Origin of the sequence: Dialister hominis, assembly GCF_007164725.1 — a bacterium.
GTDB lineage: Bacteria > Bacillota > Negativicutes > Veillonellales > Dialisteraceae > Dialister > Dialister hominis.
Genome location: NZ_AP019697.1, coordinates 1,716,913 through 1,735,881, shown reverse-complemented (window position 1 = coordinate 1,735,881; position 18,969 = coordinate 1,716,913). Strand labels below are relative to the sequence as shown.

General features: G+C 53.2%; 20 protein-coding genes. 19 read left to right on the top strand and 1 reads right to left on the bottom strand.

What is annotated here, in order from left to right:
- Nucleotides 1–125: 125 nt before the first annotated feature.
- The 13 genes from gyrB to Dia5BBH33_RS07990 all read left to right on the top strand — a co-directional run bounded on the left by gyrB (nt 126) and on the right by Dia5BBH33_RS07990 (nt 14,214).
- Nucleotides 126–2,075 carry a DNA topoisomerase (ATP-hydrolyzing) subunit B gene (gyrB, locus tag Dia5BBH33_RS08050; protein WP_143332725.1) on the top strand — a complete coding sequence of 650 codons (1,950 nt, stop codon included), beginning with the start codon at nt 126–128 and terminating at the stop codon, nt 2,073–2,075.
- Nucleotides 2,076–2,329: 254 nt separating this feature from the next.
- Nucleotides 2,330–2,710, top strand: coding sequence for a type II toxin-antitoxin system HicB family antitoxin (locus tag Dia5BBH33_RS08045; RefSeq protein ID WP_022382571.1), 381 nt, complete (start codon nt 2,330–2,332; stop codon nt 2,708–2,710).
- Nucleotides 2,711–2,763: 53 nt separating this feature from the next.
- Nucleotides 2,764–3,222: an Lrp/AsnC family transcriptional regulator gene (locus Dia5BBH33_RS08040; RefSeq protein ID WP_022382570.1), complete on the top strand. Its 459-nt coding sequence runs from the start codon at nt 2,764–2,766 to the stop codon at nt 3,220–3,222.
- A 187-nt stretch (nt 3,223–3,409) separates the two neighbouring features.
- Nucleotides 3,410–4,624 (top strand): sodium/glutamate symporter, encoded by a 1,215-nt coding sequence (gene gltS / locus Dia5BBH33_RS08035; RefSeq protein ID WP_022382569.1) that lies wholly within the window; start codon nt 3,410–3,412, stop codon nt 4,622–4,624.
- An 80-nt stretch (nt 4,625–4,704) separates the two neighbouring features.
- On the top strand, nt 4,705–5,334 hold the full coding sequence (locus Dia5BBH33_RS08030) for a site-2 protease family protein (RefSeq protein ID WP_022382568.1): 630 nt from the start codon (nt 4,705–4,707) through the stop codon (nt 5,332–5,334).
- Nucleotides 5,335–5,508: 174 nt separating this feature from the next.
- The gene (locus Dia5BBH33_RS08025) at nt 5,509–6,165 is read left to right on the top strand and encodes a trimeric intracellular cation channel family protein (RefSeq protein ID WP_143332724.1); all 657 of its coding nucleotides are present in this window, start codon (nt 5,509–5,511) and stop codon (nt 6,163–6,165) included.
- Between the two features lie 431 nt (nt 6,166–6,596).
- Nucleotides 6,597–8,078 (top strand): anthranilate synthase component I family protein, encoded by a 1,482-nt coding sequence (locus tag Dia5BBH33_RS08020; protein WP_143332723.1) that lies wholly within the window; start codon nt 6,597–6,599, stop codon nt 8,076–8,078.
- Nucleotides 8,062–8,628: an anthranilate synthase component II gene (locus Dia5BBH33_RS08015; RefSeq protein WP_143332722.1), complete on the top strand. Its 567-nt coding sequence runs from the start codon at nt 8,062–8,064 to the stop codon at nt 8,626–8,628. Before Dia5BBH33_RS08020 ends, Dia5BBH33_RS08015 begins: the two co-directional genes overlap by 17 nt.
- Before the next feature lie 25 nt (nt 8,629–8,653).
- Nucleotides 8,654–9,667: an anthranilate phosphoribosyltransferase gene (gene trpD, locus Dia5BBH33_RS08010; RefSeq protein ID WP_143332721.1), complete on the top strand. Its 1,014-nt coding sequence runs from the start codon at nt 8,654–8,656 to the stop codon at nt 9,665–9,667.
- Nucleotides 9,664–11,079, top strand: a complete 1,416-nt coding sequence (gene trpCF / locus Dia5BBH33_RS08005; protein WP_143332720.1) for a bifunctional indole-3-glycerol-phosphate synthase TrpC/phosphoribosylanthranilate isomerase TrpF — start codon at nt 9,664–9,666, stop codon at nt 11,077–11,079. Before trpD ends, trpCF begins: the two co-directional genes overlap by 4 nt.
- Nucleotides 11,080–11,084: 5 nt before the next feature.
- A complete protein-coding gene (trpB, locus tag Dia5BBH33_RS08000; RefSeq protein WP_108850639.1) occupies nt 11,085–12,275 on the top strand; it encodes a tryptophan synthase subunit beta in 1,191 nt (396 codons plus the stop codon).
- The gene (gene trpA, locus Dia5BBH33_RS07995; RefSeq protein WP_143332719.1) at nt 12,268–13,053 is read left to right on the top strand and encodes a tryptophan synthase subunit alpha; all 786 of its coding nucleotides are present in this window, start codon (nt 12,268–12,270) and stop codon (nt 13,051–13,053) included. Before trpB ends, trpA begins: the two co-directional genes overlap by 8 nt.
- 231 nt (nt 13,054–13,284) lie before the next feature.
- Nucleotides 13,285–14,214 (top strand): alpha/beta fold hydrolase, encoded by a 930-nt coding sequence (locus Dia5BBH33_RS07990; protein WP_143332718.1) that lies wholly within the window; start codon nt 13,285–13,287, stop codon nt 14,212–14,214.
- A gap of 70 nt (nt 14,215–14,284) precedes the next feature.
- Here Dia5BBH33_RS07990 and Dia5BBH33_RS07985 read toward each other — a convergent pair whose 3' ends face one another.
- On the bottom strand, nt 14,285–14,587 hold the full coding sequence (locus Dia5BBH33_RS07985) for a hypothetical protein (RefSeq protein ID WP_108850642.1): 303 nt from the start codon (nt 14,585–14,587) through the stop codon (nt 14,285–14,287).
- Between the two features lie 166 nt (nt 14,588–14,753).
- On the opposite strand from Dia5BBH33_RS07985, the gene Dia5BBH33_RS07980 reads away from it, so the two are divergent.
- From Dia5BBH33_RS07980 to Dia5BBH33_RS07955, 6 genes are read left to right on the top strand one after another with little or no spacing between them, the layout of a single operon-like run.
- Nucleotides 14,754–15,443: a 7-cyano-7-deazaguanine synthase gene (locus tag Dia5BBH33_RS07980; protein WP_232518032.1), complete on the top strand. Its 690-nt coding sequence runs from the start codon at nt 14,754–14,756 to the stop codon at nt 15,441–15,443.
- Nucleotides 15,444–15,460: 17 nt separating this feature from the next.
- Nucleotides 15,461–15,790 (top strand): 6-carboxytetrahydropterin synthase QueD, encoded by a 330-nt coding sequence (gene queD, locus Dia5BBH33_RS07975; protein WP_022382557.1) that lies wholly within the window; start codon nt 15,461–15,463, stop codon nt 15,788–15,790.
- Nucleotides 15,780–16,463, top strand: a complete 684-nt coding sequence (gene queE, locus Dia5BBH33_RS07970) for a putative 7-carboxy-7-deazaguanine synthase QueE (protein ID WP_108850644.1) — start codon at nt 15,780–15,782, stop codon at nt 16,461–16,463. The genes queD and queE overlap by 11 nt, the downstream gene beginning before the upstream one ends.
- Before the next feature lie 2 nt (nt 16,464–16,465).
- Nucleotides 16,466–17,032 carry a GTP cyclohydrolase I FolE gene (gene folE, locus Dia5BBH33_RS07965; protein WP_022382555.1) on the top strand — a complete coding sequence of 189 codons (567 nt, stop codon included), beginning with the start codon at nt 16,466–16,468 and terminating at the stop codon, nt 17,030–17,032.
- Nucleotides 17,033–17,056: 24 nt separating this feature from the next.
- Nucleotides 17,057–18,019 (top strand): alpha/beta hydrolase, encoded by a 963-nt coding sequence (locus Dia5BBH33_RS07960; protein WP_143332716.1) that lies wholly within the window; start codon nt 17,057–17,059, stop codon nt 18,017–18,019.
- Entirely contained in the window at nt 18,016–18,969 is a 954-nt protein-coding gene (locus Dia5BBH33_RS07955; RefSeq protein ID WP_143332715.1) for a poly(ethylene terephthalate) hydrolase family protein, read from the top strand. Before Dia5BBH33_RS07960 ends, Dia5BBH33_RS07955 begins: the two co-directional genes overlap by 4 nt.

Below are 18,969 nucleotides of genomic sequence, written 5' to 3'. Positions count from 1 at the left end.
GAGTGCGGTATTTCTTAAAATATGGTATAATAATTACACAAGCTGTATATCAGAAAAATATAGGATATCTGTTGGCAGTGGTGCATCATTATAGGCCGCTGCGTTTTTATGTGAAGGAGAGTTGTATGGCTGAAGACATTCATGAAATTCAGGACCGGCACGCCGAAGAGAACGGCAAGAGCGATTACGGCGCCAAGGATATACGAGTACTGGAAGGACTGGAAGCGGTTCGCATGCGTCCTGGCATGTACATCGGCTCCACATCGGCACGCGGCCTGCATCATCTGGTCTACGAAGTCGTCGACAACAGTATTGATGAAGCGCTGGCAGGCTACTGCACGCACATCGAAGTCGTCCTGAATGACGACGGCAGCTGCACCGTTACCGATAACGGCCGCGGCATCCCGACTGGCATGCACGAAACAGGAAAGCCCGCCATGGAAGTCGTACTGACAGTCCTCCACGCAGGCGGCAAATTCGGCGGCGACGGCTACCCGATTTCCGGCGGCCTGCACGGCGTCGGTATTTCTGTCGTCAACGCTTTGTCCGAATGGATGAAGGTCGTCGTCAAGAGAGAGGGCGAGTTCCATGAAATAAAACTGTCCCGCGGGATTGTGACCCAGCCGATGAAGACCTATGGCAAGACAGATGAAACAGGCACAAGCGTCACCTTCAAGCCGGACGCTGAAATCTTCAAGGAAGGCGTCGACTTCGACTATGACACACTGAAGGTCCGCATGAGAGAGCTGGCCTTCCTGAACAAGGGCCTCGTCATTACTCTGGAAGACCACAGAGACGGCGCTGTCAGAAGCGAACAGTTCCACTATGCCGGCGGCATCGCCGAATTCGTCCAGTTCCTGAACGAAGGCAAGGACCTCGTCGATCCATCCGTTATTGCATTTGAAGGCGAAAAGGACAAGGTCATTGTCGACATTGCCATGCAGTACCAGACCGGGTACACGGAAAACATGTACACCTTCGTTAACGACATCAATACCGTCGAAGGCGGCATGCACCTGGCAGGCTTTAGAGCTGCGCTCACCCGTGTCATCAATGATTATGCTAGAAAGAACAATTTCCTGAAGCCGAACGAAGACAACCTGTCCGGCGACGACGTCAGAGAAGGTTTGACCTGCGTCATTTCCGTCAAGGTTCCGAACCCGCAGTTCGAAGGCCAGACGAAGACGAAGCTGGGCAATCTTGAAGTCAAGGGCATCGTCGACAACATTGTTTCCGAAGGCTTGAAGACATACCTGGAAGAACATCCGCAGGAAGCACGCGCTGTCATTGAAAAGGGCATCACCGCATCCCGCGCCAGGGAAGCAGCCAAGAGAGCAAGAGAACTCACCCGCAGAAAGAATGCGCTTGAAGTATCCAGCCTCCCGGGCAAGCTGGCCGACTGCACGGAAAAAGATCCGCGCTTCCTTGAAATCTACATCGTCGAAGGTGACTCCGCAGGCGGATCTGCAAAGACCGGCCGTGACCGCCGTTTCCAGGCTATCCTTCCGCTCCGCGGCAAGATCCTGAACGTCGAAAAGGCACGCCTTGACAGAGTCCTGAATTCCGACGCCATCCGTACCATGGTCACTGCCTTTGGCACCGGCGTAGGCGAAGACTTCGATATCAAGAAACTCCGTTACTACAAGATTATCATCATGACCGATGCCGATGTCGACGGCGCTCATATCAGAACACTGCTTCTGACATTCTTCTACCGCTACATGAAACCGCTCATCACTGAAGGTCATGTCTACATCGCTCAGCCTCCGCTGTACCAGGTACGTAAAGGCCGTCAGAAATACTATACCTATGACGACGATGAACAGAACAAGCTTCTCGCAAAGATCGGCATCGACGGATGCGCCATCCAGCGTTACAAAGGTCTTGGCGAAATGAACCCGGAACAGCTCTGGGACACCACCATGAACCCGGAACAGCGCGTCATGCTGAAAGTCGAATTGACCGATGCTGTAGAAGCAGACCGCCTCTTCACCATCCTCATGGGCGACAAAGTAGAACCAAGACGTCTCTTCATTGAAGAACACGCCAAGGATGTAACGAACCTCGACCTGTAATCAGAAGGGGCTGTGACAAAATGCAAAAACATTTTGCCGCAGCCTTTTTCCATGTCTTGACAAAAACGGGTTAAAATCCTTAAATCTGTATTTATATTCTTCGATAACGAGAAAGAAAGATTAAAAAAATTCAGAGTTGTAACAAAATTTTATCGAAAAAACCGTAATTTGTATTGGAACTATCGAGCCAAATGGTATAAAATAATAACGGTGTAAAGAGAACGTCAACGTATTCACTGGAAAGGGGATTTGTGATGGAATATTTCTATCCTGCAATAGTCAAGCATGATGCAAAAGGAGGAATTTTCTCTGTCATATTCCCGGATCTGAATGGATGTCAGGCGCAGGGGCGCACTGCTGAGGAAGCAGTTCTAAAGGCAAGGGAAGCTCTGGCAGCCTCTCTTCTGGAAATGGAAGAAAAGGGCCTTGAAATTCCGCCGGCATCGGATGAAAGACTTTTTCGTCTCCGTTATGGCGGCAGCCGCTGCTGCACCATTCTGGTCAATATGGAAACCTACCGTGAATACCGTGAATATAAAGTAAGAGCCGCCGATCATCAGACGGCGGTATGGGCAGAGACAGCCCGCAAGACAAGACGAGTCGGAATTCTGGCAAGAGTCTTCGGATTAAGGTAATCAAGAGCCGCGGCTTCGTGCCGCGGTTTTTTTAGTGACCTGGGGAGGAAACTATGTGGGAGATGATTCCGAAGGAACTGGATGAGACGGATATGAAAATCATCCACGCCCTTCGAAAGAACGGACGCATTTCTATGACAGAGCTGGGCAAGGAAGTCTTCATGACGAGCCAGGCCGTGAAGAACCGCATTGCAAGGCTGCAGGACTTGGGCGTCGTGGAGCGCTACACGGTGAACGTGAACTGTCCGCTCTTCGGCTACACGATCCACTGCGTCTTCGAGCTCGTGACAGATGAGAAGACGAGGGAAGGCTTCCTCGAATTCATGAAACATACAGAATACCATATTTTCCACTGCTACCGCGTGGACGGCGCATACCGCTTCTTTCTTGATGCGCACTTCCACAGCGAAAAATCCAGAGCGGACTTCATCCGTGAAGTTTCCGCATTCGGCCGCCTTACGACACATCAGGTCATGGAAGAAATCCAGGGCCTTCACCCCGTAGATGAATGATCATCCACGCTGTTTTACAATTTATAAGGAGACTCGGAAGGGCCTCCTTTTTTATTGCTTTTTATACCCGGGGCGCCTTCGCACCGCTCCCGCCATCCGGCACTGATGCTTGCAAATCATTCTTATTTAGGCTATACTTTCAAAATGTGCATAGCAAATACAACTTATCATAGAAAGAAGGAATACTATGACAATAGAACTTAATTTGTACCAGACGCTGGCAGCCGCTGTCGCCGTCTTCTTCCTGGGAAGCTTCCTGAAGGACAGGGTCAGCATTTTCAGGAAATACTGCATTCCTGCGCCTGTCATCGGCGGGACGATTTTCTCGATCGTGAACTGCATCCTTTACACGCAGGGCATCTGGAACTATTCGCAGGATACCGTCATGCAGAACTGGTGCATGATGCTCTTCTTCACCAGTATCGGCTACATGGCAAGCATCCGTCTCATCAAGAAGGGCGGACTCCTTGTCGTCAAGATGGCCTTTCTTGTCTTCCTCCTGATTGTCATTCAGGATCTGGTCGGTGTCACTTTTGCCAATGCCTTCTCGCTGAATCCGCTCATGGGTCTTGCAGATGGTTCGATACCGCTTGTCGGCGGTCACGGCACATCCGGCTCCTTCGGTCCTGTCCTTGAAGCACTGGGTCTTAAGGATGCGACAACGATTGCTTTTGCTGCCGCTACCTTCGGCCTTGTCTCGGGGAGTTTCCTTGGCGGCCCGGTCGGAGAGCTTTTGATCCGTCGCTTCCATCTGAAATCCGATGAAGATGAAAACGGAGATGAAGTCCCGGAAAACCGCACGGAACATGAAATCGAAGGTGATGATGCAGCCGCTTACCTCAATATGGACCGCTTCATGTACGCTTTCGGACAGCTCCTCCTTGCCATGGGACTTGGCACATATGTCAGCCAGTTCTTCATCAATATCGGTCTCGTATTCCCGGGATACATCGGCGCCATGCTCGTTGCTGCCGTCATCAGGAATATTTCCGACATGACCGGGCTTTTCGGATGCTACCAGAGGGAAAGTGAAGTCCTTGGCGGCATCTGCCTGAACGTATTCCTTTCCTGTGCGCTCATGAGCCTGAAACTCTGGCAGCTGGCAGACCTTGCTATTCCGCTGATTGCAACGCTCATCGTGCAGGTTTCCATCATGGGCCTCTTCGCTTACTTCGTCATCTTCCGCGTCATGGGAAGAAATTACGAAGCAGCCGTCATGGCATCCGGCAGCTGCGGCTTCGGCCTTGGTGCCACACCGAACGCCATCGCGAATATGAACGCCATGTGCGAAAGATTCGGCCCGGCGCATACCGCTTACTTCGTCATTCCGCTCATCGGCGCTTTCGTCGTCGATTTCCTGAATGCATCCGTCCTCATGGTCTTCATGAATATCCTGAAGTGACAATCGGCGGGGCGGTTTCATTCATGATATAATAAGAATGATTTACCATTGAATGATGCATTCTCCAAAGGAGTACACTTATGTTCGATTTTCTTGACCTGTCTACGCTGATCTACCGCGTACCAGCGCTTCTTCTGGCGCTCTCCTTCCATGAATACGCGCACGCCGTCGTATCCGACTCGCTCGGAGATCCCACGCCTTCTGCCACGGGCCGTCTGACGATGAACCCGCTGGCGCACCTTGATGCTGTGGGCACGCTGCTGCTTGTCCTCTGCGGATTTGGCTGGGCGAAGCCCGTCATGATCGACCCGCGCTATTACAAAAACTACCGCTCCGGCGTCCTCAAAGTATCCCTGGCAGGCCCCGGCGGCAACCTTCTTCTCTGCTTCATTTCCATCTTTCTCATGGGGCTCTTGCAGAGATTCGGCATGCTCGGCATGGGCGGATACCAGTTTCTTTACTGGATCATGCTTTACAACGTATGGTTCGCCTTCTTCAACCTCATCCCGGTCCCGCCGCTCGACGGCTCCAAAGTCGTCAGCATGCTTCTTCCTGGCGAACTCTCCTGGAAATTTGAAAACTTCAACGCACAATACGGCTTCATCATCCTCATGGTCGTTGTATTCTCCGGAGTTGCCAACAAATTCCTGAGCCCGCTCTCCAACCTCTTCGTAACCCTCTGCTACAACATTACCTACATCCTGCTATAGTTGGCGGGAATAGAGTTAATTCCCATAACGGACGATGAAACTCTTCGAACCGGACAAAAGGTGCAAAACAAAAAAAGAGCTGTGAAATGATCCGTCATTTTCACGGCTCTTTTTTATGCTTTTTCCGCCGCCTGATGTATAATGAAAAATAAATTCTCGTGGAAGGAGGACATCATGATTACTACCTGGCTGATTTTCGAAATGGCAGGGACGATTGCCTTTGCTTTTTCCGGCGCTGCTGTCGGGCTCTACAAAAGAATGGATATTTTCGGCATCACGGTGCTCTCCGTCATGACGGCGGTCGGCGGGGGAATGATCCGCGATGTCCTCTGTGGCATCACGCCGCCATCAGTCCTCCGTTCTCCGGAAGGGCTCATCGTGTCGATCGTGACGGCGCTTGTCGTCGGCTTCGGCTATCCTCTTTTCCGCATCCCGAAGAGCGGGAAATGGGTCATCACGATCCTGTACCACTTGTCCGATACGATCGGCCTTGCCGCTTTCACCGTGACAGGGGCGCTCACTGCGTTCTACCGCTATCCTGGCTACGACATCGTCCTTCCCGTTATGCTGGGGCTCATCACCGCTGTCGGAGGCGGCATCATCCGCGATATGATGGCGCGCCGCATGCCCGTCGTCCTTTACATGGACGTCTATGCCATCGCATCGATTGCAGGCGGCCTTCTCCTCTGCGCTTTGAGAGAGCCATTGGGCACGCCGCTCGCCTCCTGGATTTCCTTTGCCTTCGTCCTGCTCCTCCGTTTTCTTGCCATCCATTACCACTGGCAGCTCTATCATCCGCACCGCCGTTTCCGCAGGATCCAGAGGGACTGAATTATTTCTTTACAAAAATTTTTCTTGACAAGCATTTGCGATGAGCGTAATATCATAACCAACTTAAGGAAATCACTTAAGAAACTGAATAAAGACCTTACAAACCGGTGAGGCGGAGATAAAAACAGGAAATGCACTTCCAGAGAGCGGGGATCGATGGGAACCCGCAGTACGCAGCCCGTTAAATGGACCGCCGAGGGCGCTGTCAAAAGGAGAAATCCCTAGTATTCAGCGACGCATCATCTGCGTTATTGATGAGGGGTATGTTAGTACCCTGCGAGAGAGGGAGAAATCCAATTAAGGTGGTACCGCGAGTGTATATGAATGAGTACCGGGCATCCGGACTTTGAAATAGAGACCCGTCCTTGACAAATTTACTTTTGTCGAGGGCGGGTCTTTTTTGTTATCCGGAAGCGGAAAGGAGAAACAGGATGGAACAGTTGGAAAGAATCAAAGCCTATGCGAAAGACTACAGAAGAGTTCCGATCGCTAAGGAAATCTTCGCAGATGTCCGCACTGTCATCGGGACATTGAGAGTCCTGAAGAAAGTCAGCAGGACAGCATTCCTCTTCGAAAGCGCGGACAATACCGAGCGATGGGGACGCTATTCCTTCCTGGGATATGATCCAAAGCTTGAGCTCTTCGTGAAGAACGGAAAGATGACCGTCAAGGGCGCCGTCACAGAAACATTTGAGACAGACGACCCGGCCTCCGTCATCAGGAAAGTCCTTCACGAATATCACTCTCCGGAAATCCCGGGCATGCCAACATTTACCGGCGGGCTTGTCGGATACTTCGCCTATGAGTACGCGAGGTACTCGGAGAAGAAACTCTATTTCAAAGAGGAAAAGGAACCGGATATTTCCTTCAACGATGCGGACCTCATGCTTTTTGACAAGGTCATCGCATTCGACCATTACAGGAAAACGATCATCCTCATCACAAACGTCGACACGAGCGAGATCGAGACGAATTACGAAAAAGCGGTGAGGGAGCTCGATGAAATGGCAGAGCTCATCGCTTATGGAAAGGAAGCGGACATTCCGGAAGGAAAGCTCCTCAGCGATTTCAAAGACGAGTTCACCGAAAAAGAGTACGAAGCGCTCGTCAGAGAAATCCAGCAGCGGATCCATGACGGAGACATTTTCCAGGCCGTCCTTTCCAACGGCAGGAGCGCCGCTTTTGAAGGAAGCCTCCTCAATGCTTACCGGGTGCTTCGGACAATCAATCCTTCGCCCTACATGTTCTACCTTTCAGGCCACGACATAGAGCTCGCCGGTGCATCGCCCGAGACGCTCATCAAGCTGACGGGCGGCGAGCTTGAAACCTTCCCGATCGCAGGCACGATGCCAAGGGGAAAGACAGACGAGGAAGACGAAGCACTCGAAGAAAGGCTGGTCAGTGACAAGAAGGAACTTGCCGAGCACAATATGCTGGTCGACCTAGGAAGGAACGATATCGGAAAGATCAGCCGCTTCGGATCCGTCAGGGTGAGGGAGCTTCGGAAAGTGAAGCGCTTCTCCCACGTGATGCACCTCTGCTCCTTGGTCACGGGGAAGATCCAGGAAGGAAAGGATGCGCTCGATGCCCTGGCCGCCGCGCTTCCGGCAGGCACGATGTCAGGAGCGCCAAAGATCAAGGCGATGGAAATCCTCCACGGGATGGAGAAATCGCCTAGAGGCGTCTACGCAGGCGCCGTCGGATACCTGAGCCTCACAGGAAATATGGACATGTGCATCGGCATCCGCATGGCAGCCGCCAAAGGGGGACGGGTATTCGTGAGAGCCGGCGCAGGCATCGTCAAGGACAGCGTTCCGAAGAGCGAATACAGGGAAACAAGGAACAAGGCAGAAGCCATGATTGAAGCAGTCAGGAAAGGACAGGAGGCGGGGGATTATGATTTTACTCATTGACCATTACGACAGCTTTTCCTTCAACCTCTACCAGCTCGTAGGAAGCCTTTCTTCGGACATCAAAGTCATCCGGAGCGACGAGCTCACCGTGAAGGAAATAGAAAATCTCAATCCTTCCCACATCATCCTTTCACCGGGAACGGGGCGGCCGGAAAATGCAGGCGTCTACGAAGAAGTGATTGAAAAGCTCAGGGGAAAAATCCCGATATTAGGCGTCTGCCTAGGCCATCAGGCGATCGGCGAAGTCTACGGGGCAAAGGTCATAAGCGCTCGGGAAATCCTTCACGGGAAATCCTCAGACATAGAAGTCATCAAAGAAACGCCGCTCTTTGAAGGGCTCGGGACATCCTTCGAAGGGGCCAGATACCACTCTCTTGCGATCGACCCGGAAACGATTGCGGGAGACCTCACGGTGACAGCCGTTTCCGATGACGGCGAGGTGATGGCCGTCGAAGACAGCAAAAGAAAAGTCTACGGCGTCCAGTTTCATCCGGAATCCATATTGACGCCAAAGGGCGGAACGATACTTAGCAATTTCTTACAGCAGTGAATGAGTGAATCAGGGGGAATCTATCATGATACAGGAAGCAATCAAAACCATCGTAAAGGGCAGCGAACTGCCATTTGAAACAGCGAGAGAATCCATGGGGGAAATCATGAGCGGGAAAGCATCGGAAGCGCAGATCGGCGCCTTCCTTGCTGCTCTTTCACTGAAAGGCGAGACCGTCGGGGAAATTACAGGATTTGCCAGAGCCATGAGAGACGCATGCGTGCCGGTCTCCCATGAAGGAGAAGTCTTTGAAATCGTAGGGACCGGGGGAGACGGAGCAGACACCTTCAACATTTCCACCACATCCGGCTTCGTCATCGCATCCGGTGGCGTCGCCGTCGCCAAGCATGGCAACAGGAGCGTTTCCTCCCGCTGCGGCGCGGCGGACTGCCTCGAAGCGCTCGGTGTCAACCTGGCTTTGACCGGCAAGGAAAACACCGAGCTTTTGAAGAAAGCAGGCATGTGCTTCATGTTTGCTCCCGTCTACCACAGTTCCATGAAGTATGCGGCCCCGGTCAGGAAAGCCCTCGGTTTCCGCACCGTGTTCAACATCCTGGGACCGCTTGGAAATCCGGCCGGCGCGACGATGCAGCTCATGGGCGTCTATGAAGAAAAGCTCGTCGAACCGATGGCTAAAGTCCTTTCGAACCTGGGCGTCAAGAGAGGCGCTGTCGTCTACGGCATGGACGGGCTGGACGAAATCACCGCCTGCGACAGGACGCTCGTCTGCGAATTCAAGAACGGCCTCTTCCAGAAGTACCTATTAGATCCCCGTGACTACGGCATGGAGCTTGCGCATCCGGGCGACCTCAAGGGCGGGGACAGCCGGGAAAATGCAGAAATCACAAGAACCGTCCTCTCCGGAGAAAAGGGACCGAAGAGAAATGCAGTTCTCCTGAATGCTGGCATGAGCTTCCACCTTGCAGAGGGCATGTCCCTTGCTGAAGGCATCCAGAAGGCAGCGGACCTCATCGACAGCGGCAAAGCCCTTGCCTTCATGGAACGCTTCATCAGACTCTCAAGGGAGGCGGCACAATGATCCTCGACACACTGGCAAAAGGCGCGAGGCGGCGGGCCAGGGTCCTGGAAGAAGCTGACGGCGAAGGCATCAGGGAAGCGGCGATAGCAAGAGCGCTTGATGAAGACGTCCATGATTTTCCCTTCGAGAGAAATCTCCGGGCAGAAGGCGTGAACATCATCTGCGAAGTCAAGAAAGCATCGCCTTCCAAAGGCATCATCGCTGATCACTTTCCCTACCTTGAAATAGCCAGGGACTACGAAAGGGCAGGGGCGGCCGCCATATCCGTCCTGACCGAGCCGGACTACTTTCTTGGAAGCGGGCTCTACCTGAAGAAAATCTCCCGCGCAGTGCAGATTCCGATCCTTCGGAAAGACTTCATCGTATCCGAAGTCCAGATCTACGAATCCAAGCTCCTGGGCGCCTCGGCCATCCTCCTCATCGTTTCGATCCTGACGGATGAAGAGCTTACAAGGTTCATCCGGACGGCCAAAGGCCTCGGCCTCTCGGCGCTTATCGAGACAAGGACGGAAGAAGAAATACGGAGAGCCGTCCTCGCAGGGGCAAGAATCATAGGCGTCAATAACCGAGACCTCCGTGATTTCTCCATCGACAATACCCGCGCAGCAAGGCTGCATTCGCTAGTCCCCGAAGATACCCTCTTCATTGCAGAAAGCGGCATACAGAAGAGGGAAGACATCGAAGAGTTCCTTGCGGCCGGCATCCGAAATTTCCTCATCGGGGAAGCCATGATGAAGGCCGAGGACAAGGCAGAAAAACTTGCTGAGTTCATCGGGGAAGAGCCACGGGTCCAGTGCAAGATCTGCGGGATTTCAAGGGAAAGGGATATCGATTTCTTAAACGATGCCCTTCCCGATTACGCAGGCTTCATCTTTGCAAGAAGCCCGAGGAAGGTGACGCCCGATAAAGCGGCCGGCCTCATCAGTTTGCTGGATCCACGGATCAAGGCGGTCGGCGTCTTTGTGAATGAAACGACAGAGACCATAGCAGACATTGCAAAGAAAACCCATCTCTCCGTCATCCAGCTCCACGGGGATGAGGATTTTGAAACGATCCGCGAAGTGAAGGAAAGGACAGGACTTCCCGTCTGGAAAGCCATCCGGGCAGGAAGCGAGGAAGACATTCTTCCATGGAACGATTCGCCGGCCGATGCCCTTCTCCTTGATGCGAAAGTCATGGGGAAGAGAGGCGGCACAGGAAAGCGCATCGATCCAAATTTCGCCAGAGCGGTAAGGAAGCCCTTCCTTCTGGCGGGCGGCATGAATTGTGAAAATATCGTCCGGGCAGCGCGCATCGCAAGGCCCTTCGCGGTCGACGTGAACAGCGGCGTTGAAACGGACGGCATGAAAGATAAAGAGAAAATACAGGCGGTAATCCGTCTTTTGGCCCGGTCGGGCCTGCGGAAAGGATGAAAGGTATGACGAAAAGAGAAGGACGCTACGGCGTGCACGGCGGACAGTATGTCCCGGAAACATTGATGAATGCAGTCCTCGAGGTCGAGGAAGCGTATGAAAAGTACAAGAATGATCCGGATTTCAATAAGGAACTCGACGACCTGAACAGGAATTACACAGGCCGCCCCTCGCTCCTCTACTATGCCAAGAAAATGAGTGAAGACCTGGGCGGAGCGAAGATCTATCTCAAGAGAGAAGACCTCAACCACACAGGCGCCCACAAGATCAATAACGTCCTTGGCCAGGCACTCCTTGCCAAGAGAATGGGCAAGACAAGAATCATTGCCGAGACCGGCGCAGGCCAGCACGGCGTAGCTGCCGCAACGGCCGCTGCCCTCTTCGGCATGGAATGCGAAGTCTTCATGGGCAAGGAAGATACCGAGCGTCAGGCACTGAATGTCTACCGCATGCGTCTCCTCGGCGCCAAGGTCCATCCCGTCACCTCCGGGACCATGACACTGAAGGATGCCGTCAGCGAAACGCTCCGCGAATGGACGAGACGTCTCGACGACACCTACTACATCATGGGATCGGCCGTCGGCCCGCATCCGTTCCCGATGATCGTCCGCGATTTCCAGGCCATCATCAGCAAGGAAGCCAGAGCGCAGATCCTGGAAGCGGAAGGGAAACTCCCGGCCGCTGTCCTTGCCTGCGTCGGAGGCGGCAGCAACGCCATTGGCACCTTCTACCATTTCATCCCAGACGAAGGCGTCCGCCTCATCGGATGCGAAGCGGCAGGAAGGGGCATCCATACAGGAAAGCATGCGGCGACCCTCACGATGGGGACCGAAGGCATCTTCCACGGCATGAAATCCTACTTCGTGCAGGATGAATACGGACAGATCGCACCGGTCTACTCCGTTTCCGCCGGCCTCGACTATCCGGGCGTAGGACCCGAACACTCCTACCTGAAGGACATCGGCCGCGCTGAATACGTGCCGATCACTGACGACGAAGCCGTCGACGCCTTCGAATACCTGTCAAGGACGGAAGGCATCATTCCGGCCATCGAAAGCGCGCATGCCGTCGCAGAAGCCATCAAGCTGGCACCGACGATGAAGAAAGACGACATCATGATCATTTGCATTTCCGGCCGCGGCGACAAGGACGTAGCAGCCATGGCAAGATACAGAGGGGTGGACATTCATGAATAAATTAGAAAAAGCCTTCGACGGGCACAAAGCATTCATCGGTTTCCTGACAGCAGGCGACCCGAGTCTGGAAGATACCGAGCGGTATATAGAAATCATGGCAAAGTCCGGGTGCGACCTGATTGAAATTGGTATTCCTTTCTCCGATCCTGTGGCAGAAGGGGAAGTCATCCAGAAAGCGACCATCCGCGCCCTTGCTGCCGGCACCACGACAGACAAGATCTTCGACATGGTAGAAAGAGTCGCTCTGAAAATCGATATTCCTCTCGTCTTCATGACCTACCTCAATCCGGTCTACGTCTACGGCGCAGAGAAATTCTTTGCCCGCTGCGAGAAGGCAGGCATCTCCGGCATCATCGTTCCAGACATGCCATATGAAGAAAAAGGAGAACTCGCAGAACCCGCCAGAGCGCATGGCGTGAAGATCATCTCCCTCATCGCCCCGACCTCTGAAGGCCGCGTCGGCATGATTGCGAGAGATGCAGAAGGCTTCATCTACCTCGTTTCCTCCATGGGGGTCACAGGCGTCAGGAGCGAAATCACGACGAACGTCAAAGCCATCACCGATACGATCAGGAAGTACACGGACGTTCCCGTCGCCGTTGGCTTCGGCATTGCAACGCCCGATCAGGCGGAAGACATGGCGGGAGCTTCTGACGGCGCCATCGTGGGAAGCGCCATCGTCAAGATCATCGAAGAGCATGGCAGCAAAGCAGACGAGCCGCTTGCCGCATACATCCGCTCCATGAAAGACGGCGTGGAAAAAGCAGAAGGGAAATAAGCAATATAAAAAGGGCTGTGCAGGGAGGAATCCTTCCACAGCTCTTTTTCTTATTCCCCATTTCCTTATATATAAGTATATACAAATAAAGAGAAGTGACTGATTTTCGACCAACGAAAAATAGAAATCTTTCACTCTAGCATTTCTATGAGTTCATGGTATAATGAGGGCGTTGCGATACTTTCTCAGAAATCATTCAATCAGGTGAAAGCCTGTGATAAGGAGCATTTCATGAGCACATTGATAAAAGCGCTGGCGGCTCTGACTGCAGGCGCGCTGACGGCGTATCTTCTGCCGAAACATAAAAAAGGAAAAGAAAAGAAGCGCCTTCCCGTGGGAGAGAGCTTCCGTTTTCTGGCGGAACAGACAGGCACTTGCCGCGATCCGATTCCGGTCTACTACTACCGTCCGGCTACCTGGACCGAGGACCAGCCCGTCTTCATTTCCTTCCCGGACGTGACACGCCGCGCAGAGAAATTCGAACGCCATATGGAAAGCCTTGCCGTGAAGTACAACATGCTGATCGCATGCCCTGAATTCTCGACGAAGAAATATCCGGGCGCGCGCTGGTATCAGGAAGGAAACGTGCAGGACAAGGAAGGCGAGGAAGGAACGATCCAGCCAAGAAACCACTGGTCCTTCGATGCCGTGAACCATATCGTTGCCGCTGTCCGCGCAAGAACCCATGCCAAGGGAAAGGTCATCATTTTCGGCCATTCTGCCGGCGGCCAGTTCATGCATCGCTACAGCCTTCTTGATGGAAGAGCGGACGTCGATGCCATCGTCTGCGCCAATGCGGGATGGTTCACGATGCCTGACGATACCACCTGCTACCCGTACGGCACAAAGGGCCTCGGCCTTTCTGATGCCGGTCTGGCTTCTGCCTTTGCTCTCCCCGTCATCATGCTGATGGGAAGCGAGGACGTTTCCAGAGAGCAGCCTTTCCGCGCGACCCCCGAGGCCGATGCACAGGGCAAGAACCGCATGGAACGCTGCCTCCATTACTTCGATGCCTGCCAGAAGAAAGCCGAAGAACTCGGCGTTCCCTTCAACTGGAAGAAAGGCGTCGTAGAAGGCGCTGCCCACGAAGGCGGCAAGATGGCAGAAGGCGCCATGAAACTCTTCTGCGAAGAACCGCTCGATGAAACAGTAGGAATGTAAGAACTTAAAAGTAAGCACTTGAAAAGGCTGCGGCGAAAGATATATCTCGCTGCAGCCTTTTTTCATTTCATCACCAGTCAATCCATGTGAGTGCTTTTTCCAGTTCGTAGAAGGTCTTGCCATCCCAGAGGATATCTTCGGTGAGATGGTTCAGCACATCTTCCGCGTCGTCACTTTCGTAGTAGTACACCATTTCCATGAACTCTTCGAAAGGCTCGCCCGTGAAGCGGTACTTCTCCACGCTGATGCTGTTAGTGTCCCTTCCCGGATGGAACTTCAGCCCCGAGAAACGGTACACATAGCTCTTGTGCCTGACGGAAGCTTCCCCGTCATTCATAAAGTCGATAAATTCATCTGCGTCGCCGCCCTGCATATTGTCCTCCTTGTTCTTAACTATATTGGACGTCTTTATTATACAGGAAATCCGCGGGAAGCGGTAGGATGCCCTTGCCTTTTTCGCACTTGCCCGTCGTGGTATAATAGTTAAATACGATATTCAGTTGTCAGCTGTCAACCAACTTAAAAAAACAGGAGGAATGATGAAAAAGGCAATCATATTATCCAGCGGGGGCGTCGATTCCACGACGTGCGTATCCCTGGCTGTCGACAGACTGGGAGCAGACAATGTTGTGACTGCTTCTATTTTTTATGGCCAGAAACATAAGAAAGAAATCCTGGCCGCGCGCAAAGTGGCAGAATACTACCACCTACGGCATTATGAATTCGATCTTTCCTCCCTCTTCCAGTATTCGAACTGCTCGCTCCTTGAAGGCTCCACGCAGGAAATCGTGCATGAAAGCTATGCCGAGCAGATTGAGAAGAACGGAGAAGGAAAAGTTTCCACGTACGTCCCCTTCAGAAACGGACTGATGCTCTCCACAGCGGCTTCGCTGGCAGCCAGCCTCTTTGAAGACGACGACGTAGATATTTATATCGGCGCCCATGCCGATGATGCGGCCGGCGATGCGTATGCCGACTGCAGCGAGCCATTCCTGAAAGCTATGGGAGATGCAGTTTCCATCGGCACATACGGAAAAGTCCATCTGGCATTCCCCTTCGCCAAGCTGAACAAGGCAGGCGTCGTAGCTATGGGCCTTAAGCTCAAGACACCTTATGAACTCACATGGAGCTGCTATGAAGGCGGCGAGAAACCCTGCGGAACCTGCGGGACCTGTATAGACCGTGCAGCTGCGTTTGCTGCGAACGGCGTTAAAGACCCGGCCCTCTGAGCCGAGAAAGGAATATTATGTTTACCGTAACAAAGAGAATGGAAGTATCCGGGGCGCATTACCTGCACCTCGATTATGAAAGCAAGTGCACGAACCTGCATGGCCATAACTGGATCATCACCGTCACCGTCCAGAGCGAGGAAGTCGACCACAACGGCATGGTCGTCGATTTCAGCAAGATCAAGGAAATCGTGAACCGCTTCGACCACGCCCTCATCAATGACGTCATGGGGGATATCAACCCGACCGCCGAAAACATGGCCAAGTGGCTCTGCGACCGCATCCCGCACTGTGTACGCGTATCCGTACAGGAAACGGAAGGAAACGTGGCCACCTATGAAAAGTGAGTACCGCTATGACGACGGACTTTTCCATGTGACCGAGATCTTCGACAGCATCGACGGCGAAGGAAAAAGAACCGGCTGCATGGCCATTTTCGTAAGACTGGCAGGCTGCAACCTGCGCTGCACGTACTGCGACACCGCTTACTCGCTTGAACTTTCCGACACAAAGGAAGCGCTGACGGAAGATGAACTCATCCGCCGCATCCACGCCTTCCCTTGGAAGAACATCACACTGACCGGCGGCGAGCCGATGCTTCATCCGCTCCGCCATCTCTGCGAAAGACTCTCCGAAGAAGGCTATGACATCAATATAGAAACGAACGGCGCCGTTCCCCTTTGGGAAGACCGCCCGTCCGGCGTTTTCTACACGATGGACTTCAAGTGCTCGGGAAGCGGCATGAAAGAATCCATGAGGAAAGAAAATTTCCCCATCCTGAAAGAAAAAGACGTGTTGAAATTTGTCGTCGGCTCGAAGGAAGACCTGGATGAAATGAAGGAAATCACAAAGACGTACTTCGAAAGAAAAGACCATCCGGAATTCTTCGTTTCTCCCGTCTGGGGGAAAATCACGCCGGCGGAATTGGTAGAGTATGTCAGGGAAAACCGGCTGAGCCGCGTGAGGGTGCAGGTGCAGCTTCACAAGATCATCTGGGACCCGAACAGAAGGGGCGTATAAAAATGGATCGAAAGAAACTCGAAGAGGCAGCCCGCCTCATCATTGAAGCAGTCGGAGACGACCCCGGAAGGGAAGGCCTCCTGGAGACGCCGAAACGCTTCGCAGACATGATGGAAGAACAGTTCAAGTACTGCAGCATCTCCAATGACGAAATCGCCCGCGAATTCGACAAGACCTTCGAATCACCGGAAAGCGACATGGTCGTCGTGAAAGACATTGAAATCTTCTCCCACTGCGAACACCATATCGCTCTCATGTACAATATGAAAGTCACCGTCGGATATATGCCGAAAGGCCGCGTCATTGGACTTTCCAAGATCGCCCGCATCGCAGACGCCGTATCCCGCCGCTTCCAGATTCAGGAACGCATCGGCACCGACATCCGTGACATCATGAAGAAAGTCACGGGCTCTGACGACGTCGCTGTCCTGATCGACGGCGAACACTCCTGCATGACCGCCCGCGGCATCAAGAAGCCGGGCACCCGCACCAGGACGGTATCCGTCTCCGGTGCTTTTAAGAAAGACATCGAACTCCGCAAGGAATTCCTCATGCTCGCAGGCAAGTAACGGACATACCGGGAAAGGACGACTATGGATATTTTCAAGAAATTCACCGCGCGCGCCGTCAAGCTCGTCTCCGGACGCGCATCGGCTGCGCTCTTCTGTGACTACGCCTATGCTAATGAAATGAAGACCCCGGTGCACCCGGGCTATGGACGCGGCAGCAGAAACCGCGGCGCCCTCGAAATGGAATATGCGGCGGACGGTCCTGAAAAGGTCGAAGAGAAAATCTTCAAGACAGGAAATACCGATCCCAAAGGCGTCCAGAACATTCACGTCTGGTACCCTGCATCCATGGAAGAAGGGAAGAAATACCCGCTTCTCATCATTTCCAATGGCATGGAATTCTCCTGCACCTCTTTTATCGCGATTCTCCAGCACCTTGCCTCCTGGGGCTTCATTGCAGCCGGCAACGATGCACTGAACTCGGGAAGCGGCGAAACAGCGGCCAAGACGCTCGAGAAAATGCTCTCTGAAAACGAAAAGCAGGGAAGCCTTTTCCATGACCGCATCGATCTGGATCACATCGGAGGCATCGGCTACTTCCAGGGAGGCGCCGGCGCTATCCGTCAGGCGACCATCTCGAAGAACAAGGACCATTACAGTGCGCTGTACCTGGCAAGCCCCATGACGCTTTCCTTCATCGAGAAAGCAAAAGCTGCTGCATGGTCATACGACCCGTCCCAGATTACGGTTCCCGTATTCATCGCCTCAGGCGGAGACGGCATCGAAAATGGCATTCTCGCTCCTAAGGAAGACATGGAAGGCATTTATCAGGCCGTAAAAGGACCGGCCGTCATCGGACGCATGAAAGGCGAGGACCACCTCCGCGTCATGACACGCGCCGACGCATACATGACAGCATGGTTCCGCATGATCCTTTCTGGCGATGAAAAAGCAGCCTCCATCTTTGGAAAAGACGGTGAATTCATGAAGAATGCAGGCTGGACAGATAAAAGCATCAAGGGAATTCCCTTGGAAGGAAACGAATGAAACATATAAAGAAAATTCTGGCGGCGGGCATTTGTCTCGCCGCTTCACTCTATCTCACGCCTGCCATGGCGGCCTACGAAATCGACCCCGATTACACCATGAAGTACAACGACCCGGGGAAAATCGAGCAGCGCTACCGCTGGCACGGGCCCTACGAGGTGAAGTCCGTCGTCCTCTCTGACGGTGAAGCGAAATATGGAAATTACAAGTACAAAGTCTGGTATCCCGTGCAGCAGGCAGGGCGCGAAAGGCCCCGACCCCTCGTCATCACCCTGAACGGCACCGGCGGATCCTGCGACAAGGACGAACCCATCTTCAGGCATCTCGCCTCCTGGGGCTTCGTCGTGGCAGGAAATACGGATGCGCAGACAGCGACGGGCTTCTCTGCCGAATGGACACTCGATCAGGCCCTTGCGGCCAATCAGGATTCCAAAAGCCCTCTTTATCATCAGATCGATGAAAAGGAAATCGGCATCGTAGGCTACTCTCAGGGAGGTGCCGGTGCTTACAATACACTTGAAGGGAAAGACGGCGATAAATTCAAGACCATGGTCACCGTTTCAGGCGTCACGGAATCCATCGGAGAAAAACTCCACCTGCCCGTCTGGATCTACGACCCGTCCAAAGTCACTATCCCCGTCTTCATGGCAGCCGGCACAGGCATCCTTGACAGGAAACTTATCACACCGCTCGATGAAATGAAGGAAAACTACAGCAAAATCCAGTCAAAGACAGCCGCCTTGGGAAGAAGAAAAGACGCAGACCACCTGGACATCCAGACCGCCGCCGACGCCTACATCACCGCCTGGCTCAGATGGCAGCTCGATGACGACATCTACGCCAAAAGAGTCTTCACAGGCAAAGCCCCCGAAATCCTGAGGAACCCCGCATGGGACAACGCAGAAGTAAGGAACCCGGAAACGACCCAGCCAAAACAGACTGAAAAGTGA

Bases quoted from the DNA above. Each gene is read 5' to 3' on its own strand.
- gyrB (WP_143332725.1), top strand. From the start codon at position 126: ATGGCTGAAGACATTCATGAAATTCAGGACCGGCACGCCGAAGAGAAC.
- Dia5BBH33_RS08045 (WP_022382571.1), top strand. From the start codon at position 2,330: ATGGAATATTTCTATCCTGCAATAGTCAAGCATGATGCAAAAGGAGGA.
- Dia5BBH33_RS08040 (WP_022382570.1), top strand. From the start codon at position 2,764: ATGTGGGAGATGATTCCGAAGGAACTGGATGAGACGGATATGAAAATC.
- gltS (WP_022382569.1), top strand. From the start codon at position 3,410: ATGACAATAGAACTTAATTTGTACCAGACGCTGGCAGCCGCTGTCGCC.
- Dia5BBH33_RS08030 (WP_022382568.1), top strand. From the start codon at position 4,705: ATGTTCGATTTTCTTGACCTGTCTACGCTGATCTACCGCGTACCAGCG.
- Dia5BBH33_RS08025 (WP_143332724.1), top strand. From the start codon at position 5,509: ATGATTACTACCTGGCTGATTTTCGAAATGGCAGGGACGATTGCCTTT.
- Dia5BBH33_RS08020 (WP_143332723.1), top strand. From the start codon at position 6,597: ATGGAACAGTTGGAAAGAATCAAAGCCTATGCGAAAGACTACAGAAGA.
- Dia5BBH33_RS08015 (WP_143332722.1), top strand. From the start codon at position 8,062: ATGATTTTACTCATTGACCATTACGACAGCTTTTCCTTCAACCTCTAC.
- trpD (WP_143332721.1), top strand. From the start codon at position 8,654: ATGATACAGGAAGCAATCAAAACCATCGTAAAGGGCAGCGAACTGCCA.
- trpCF (WP_143332720.1), top strand. From the start codon at position 9,664: ATGATCCTCGACACACTGGCAAAAGGCGCGAGGCGGCGGGCCAGGGTC.
- trpB (WP_108850639.1), top strand. From the start codon at position 11,085: ATGACGAAAAGAGAAGGACGCTACGGCGTGCACGGCGGACAGTATGTC.
- trpA (WP_143332719.1), top strand. From the start codon at position 12,268: ATGAATAAATTAGAAAAAGCCTTCGACGGGCACAAAGCATTCATCGGT.
- Dia5BBH33_RS07990 (WP_143332718.1), top strand. From the start codon at position 13,285: ATGAGCACATTGATAAAAGCGCTGGCGGCTCTGACTGCAGGCGCGCTG.
- Dia5BBH33_RS07985 (WP_108850642.1), bottom strand. From the start codon at position 14,587: ATGCAGGGCGGCGACGCAGATGAATTTATCGACTTTATGAATGACGGG.
- Dia5BBH33_RS07980 (WP_232518032.1), top strand. From the start codon at position 14,754: ATGAAAAAGGCAATCATATTATCCAGCGGGGGCGTCGATTCCACGACG.
- queD (WP_022382557.1), top strand. From the start codon at position 15,461: ATGTTTACCGTAACAAAGAGAATGGAAGTATCCGGGGCGCATTACCTG.
- queE (WP_108850644.1), top strand. From the start codon at position 15,780: ATGAAAAGTGAGTACCGCTATGACGACGGACTTTTCCATGTGACCGAG.
- folE (WP_022382555.1), top strand. From the start codon at position 16,466: ATGGATCGAAAGAAACTCGAAGAGGCAGCCCGCCTCATCATTGAAGCA.
- Dia5BBH33_RS07960 (WP_143332716.1), top strand. From the start codon at position 17,057: ATGGATATTTTCAAGAAATTCACCGCGCGCGCCGTCAAGCTCGTCTCC.
- Dia5BBH33_RS07955 (WP_143332715.1), top strand. From the start codon at position 18,016: ATGAAACATATAAAGAAAATTCTGGCGGCGGGCATTTGTCTCGCCGCT.